This is a genomic window from Cellulomonas citrea (assembly GCF_009829685.1).
Classification (GTDB): Bacteria; Actinomycetota; Actinomycetes; order Actinomycetales; family Cellulomonadaceae; genus Cellulomonas; species Cellulomonas citrea.
Genome location: NZ_VWSD01000201.1, coordinates 1 through 3,905, shown reverse-complemented (window position 1 = coordinate 3,905; position 3,905 = coordinate 1). Strand labels below are relative to the sequence as shown.

1 protein-coding gene and 2 pseudogenes are annotated in these 3,905 nt (G+C 75.8%); 1 reads left to right on the top strand and 2 read right to left on the bottom strand.

Annotated elements, in window-relative coordinates; genetic code table 11:
- Nucleotides 1–167, bottom strand: a pseudogene (locus F2B26_RS14910) (ABC transporter ATP-binding protein); the annotation flags it as partial.
- A 150-nt stretch (nt 168–317) separates the two neighbouring features.
- On the opposite strand from F2B26_RS14910, the gene upp reads away from it, so the two are divergent.
- Nucleotides 318–953, top strand: a complete 636-nt coding sequence (upp, locus tag F2B26_RS14905) for a uracil phosphoribosyltransferase (protein WP_159810705.1) — start codon at nt 318–320, stop codon at nt 951–953.
- 123 nt (nt 954–1,076) lie between these two features.
- Here the strand turns inward: upp and F2B26_RS17595 are convergent.
- A pseudogene (locus F2B26_RS17595) lies at nt 1,077–3,905 on the bottom strand (hypothetical protein); the annotation flags it as partial.

Here is a 3,905-nt window from a genome sequence, read left to right as displayed (position 1 = left end):
ACCAGCCGGTCCTCCAGCCATCGCTTGGTCGGCACGTCCAGGGCGTTGTCGGGCTCGTCGAGCACGAGCACCTCGGCCGGCCCGCGCAGCAGCGCCTCGAGCACCAGCCGCTTCTGCTCACCGCCGGTGAGCAGCGCCGCTCGCGCCTCGTCGAGGGCGACCCCCATCGCCGCCGTCTCGTGGTCCCTGGTTCGCACGACCCCATCCTGGCCTCCCGCCGGCCCCCCGGCCCAGCGACGGCAGCCGACGGGCTCGGCGACGCCCCCGGGCCCACAGGGCCCGACCCGGGGGCACCGGGCGGCCAGTAGGCTGCGGCCATGCGCCTGCACGTCGCCCAGCACCCCCTCATCAACCACAAGCTGACCGTCCTGCGCGACGAGAACACCCCGTCGCCCACCTTCCGTCAGCTGGTCGACGAGCTGGTGACGCTGCTGGCCTACGAGGCGACTCGCGACGTCGCGGTGCACGACGTCGAGATCACCACGCCGGTCACCACGACCACCGGGGTCAAGATCGCCGACCCGAGCCCGATCGTCGTGCCGGTGCTTCGCGCCGGGCTGGGCATGCTCGAGGGGATGACGCGGCTGCTGCCGACCGCCGAGGTCGGCTTCCTCGGCATGCGCCGCGACGAGGAGACGCTCGAGGCGATCACCTACGCCAACCGGCTGCCCGACGACCTGTCCGGCCGGCAGTGCTTCCTGCTCGACCCGATGCTCGCCACCGGCGGCACCCTCGTCGCGGCGATCGACTACCTGCTCACCCGCGGCGCCCGCGACGTCACCGCGATCTGCCTCATCGCCGCCCCCGAGGGCCTGGCGACCGTCGAGAAGTTCGTCGGCGACCGGGCTGACGTCAAGGTCGTCGTCGCGGCCGTCGACGAGCGTCTCAACGAGAAGGCCTACATCGTGCCCGGCCTGGGCGACGCGGGCGACCGCCTGTACGGCATCGTCTGACCAGATCGACCGGCGCGTCGGCCCACCCGACGGGCACGGCGTCGCATCCGACGGGCGCCGCAGCTCCCCGGGCCGCTGCCCCCGCCGACATCTGACCGGCAGGCCGGCCCCGACCACCCGCGGTCAGGGGCTCTGCGGCGCCGCCGCCTCGACCGTGACCACACCGATGAGGTAGAGGTCGCCGCTCGTGGTCGGCGTGAGCGACCCGATGTCCGAGGTGAGGGTCTGCGGCCGGAACGCCTTGACGTCGACGCCCAGCGAGTTCATCAGCCCCCACCCGGTGGCCGTGGAGTCGAAGGCGTTGCTGGGTGACCCGGACGAGCCGTCCCAGGTGCGCGGGGTCAGCGCGGTGCCGTTGAGCAGCAGCTGGTCCCCGGTCACCCGGCGGTCGCCCTCCCAGGCCACGACACCGATGGTCGCCTGCGACCCGGCCCGGGTCGCGAACTCGAACGCCGGGGTGGTGGCGCGGGTGTCGACCCAGGCGCCGCCGTCGTAGACGGTCACCGTCCGCGCGGCGGACGACCCCGTGCCGACCGTCCCGTAGACGACGACGAGCGACCAGCCCGCGTAGTAGTTGGAGCTGGCACCGGTCTGCACACCGGGGGTCGCGACGGCGGTGTCGGCCACCGACCAGGCACCCGGGCCACCGGCCTGCACGAGCGAGGTGACGTCGGCGAAGGACTGGTAGTAGCTGCGCCCGCTGGAGTCCTTCTGGTCCGCGACGACCGCCCCGTCGACGGCCTCGTAGGCACCGCCGGGCCCGGCGATCCTCGCCGCGGTCCGCGAGGTGCTCCAGTCGTCGCCCGCGGCGGCGTTGGCCGACCAGTAGAGCCCGGCCCACACCACCTGCTCCCCCTCGGGGACGGTGAGCGTCGTGGTGGACGAGACGGCGCGGGTGGCCGGGCGCTCACCCGCCGGCGGACGCTGGTCGAGCGGCACCATGGTCTGGCCGTTGTTGTCCGCGGTGCCCCGCTCCACGGCCGAGGTGCAGCTCGAGCTCGGCGTGCAGGTGAGCAGCGGGGCGCCGACCTGCGTGACGTGCACGTCCCCGCTGAACGACACCTCAGGCGCCAGTCCGCCGGAGGAGGACACGACCGGCACCGACCCGGTCGCCGCGACGTCGCCGTCGGCCGCCACCGCGATCCCGGTCGAGCCGGTGGCGGCACCGGCCGCCTGCGCGGCGACCAGCACGCGGGTGCTGGTGCCCGCACCGAGCTGCCCGAGGTCGCAGACCACCTCCCGGGCGCTGCGGCCCTGGGCGCACCCCGGTGTCTGCGCCGCGAAGTCGGAGGCGTAGCTGATCCCCGGCGGCAGCGTGACCGTGACGACCACCCCGGAGGCGTCCGCACCCGCGGCGACGTCGACCGAGAACGTCACCGTGCCCACCTTGCCGTCGGTGAGCAGCAGCCGCCCACCGCTGGTGCCCACGGTCACGACGGGTGCCGTGGCCCGCAGCGCGACCGCCGCGGGCTCGCCCTCGTCGGCGTCGTCGGCGGTTGCCGCGGCGCCCAGGTCGCCGACCGCGCCGAACCGGCCCGCGAGCCCGGTGAGGTGCACGACGAGCCGACTGGTCCCAGCCGGGTCCATCCCGTCGTGCGTGCACAGCTGGACCGGGCCGACGATGCGGCAGGTCCAGCCGTCCCCGCTCGCCGCACCGGCCCACGCCGCACCCTCCGGCCGGCTGAGCCGCACCGTCACCTGCTGCGAGGCCAGCTCCCCGACGTTCGCCACCTGCACCGGCACGTCGCGGGTGCTGCCGAGGGCCAGTGCCCCGGGCTCGGCCGGCACCTCGACGGTCAGCCGTGCCGGGTCCAGCACCGAGTACGCCACCTGCGCCGCACCCGCCAGATGGGTCGGTCCGACGGTGATCCCGACGGTTCCGGCGCGCACCTCGACCCCCGGGTCGGCGACCAGGTCCAGGGCCAGCGTCGAGGCCGTCCGCCCCGCGAGCACCCCCGTGCACACCACCGTGCCGCGACCGGGCGCGCAGGTCCACGGACCACTCGTCGTCGTGCTGCTCCGCACCCCGTCCGGCAGGCTGACCTGCACCCGCGCGGGGGCGGCGGAGGTGGTCGGCACGGCACCCTCGTTGGCGACGACGACGGCGAACGACCGGCTGCGCCCGGTGACCAGGGTGAGCGCAGGGACCGAGCCGCGCAGGGCGATCCGCGCCGGCGCCGGCCGGAACGCGACCCGCACGCTCGGTGCGGACGCCTCGATGGAGTCGCCCGCCACCCGTAGCCCGATGCTCCCGTCGGCCGCGTCGTAGGACTCGGCGACCGAGACGTGCAGCACGAGCTGCGCGCTCGCCCCGCCGGCCAGCACCCCGACGACGCACCGCGCGGCGACGTCGCCAGAGCCCCGGACGCAGACCCACGACGTCGAGGCAGCGGGCACGGCCGCCCCGCCGGAGGCGATGAGGTTGCCCTCCACCAGACCCGCCACGCTCACCCCGGGCGGCAGGGTGACGTCGACGGCGAGGTTCGTCGCGGGCTGGTCACCGAGGTTCGTGAAGCCCACGGCCAGCGGCTGGTCGTCCTGGCCTGCGACGAGCGTGAGCCCCCCGTCCGGCACGGTGACGACGACCCGCGCCGGTGCCGGCGCGGCGGCGAGCAGACGGGAGGACTGACCGGGCCCGGTCGGCGCACCGTCGGACGGCGCGACCGTCGGTGCCACGGCGGTCGGTGCGACGGCCGTCGGCACGTCGCTCGGCTGCGTGGCGCTCGTCTGCGGCGACGACGCCGCGGACGGCGCCTGGCTCACGGTCTGATGGGAGGACGCCTCGTCGGACGGCGCAGGCCCTGCGGCCGGCGGCCCACCGGTGGCCAGCTGGACGACCACCGCGACGGAGGCGGCCACGGCGACGACGGCCACGGCGATCCCGGCGATCGCGGCGGCCGGCAGCGCAGCGAGGCCCGCGAGCACGCCGCCCGTGGCCGCGGCAGCGCCGGC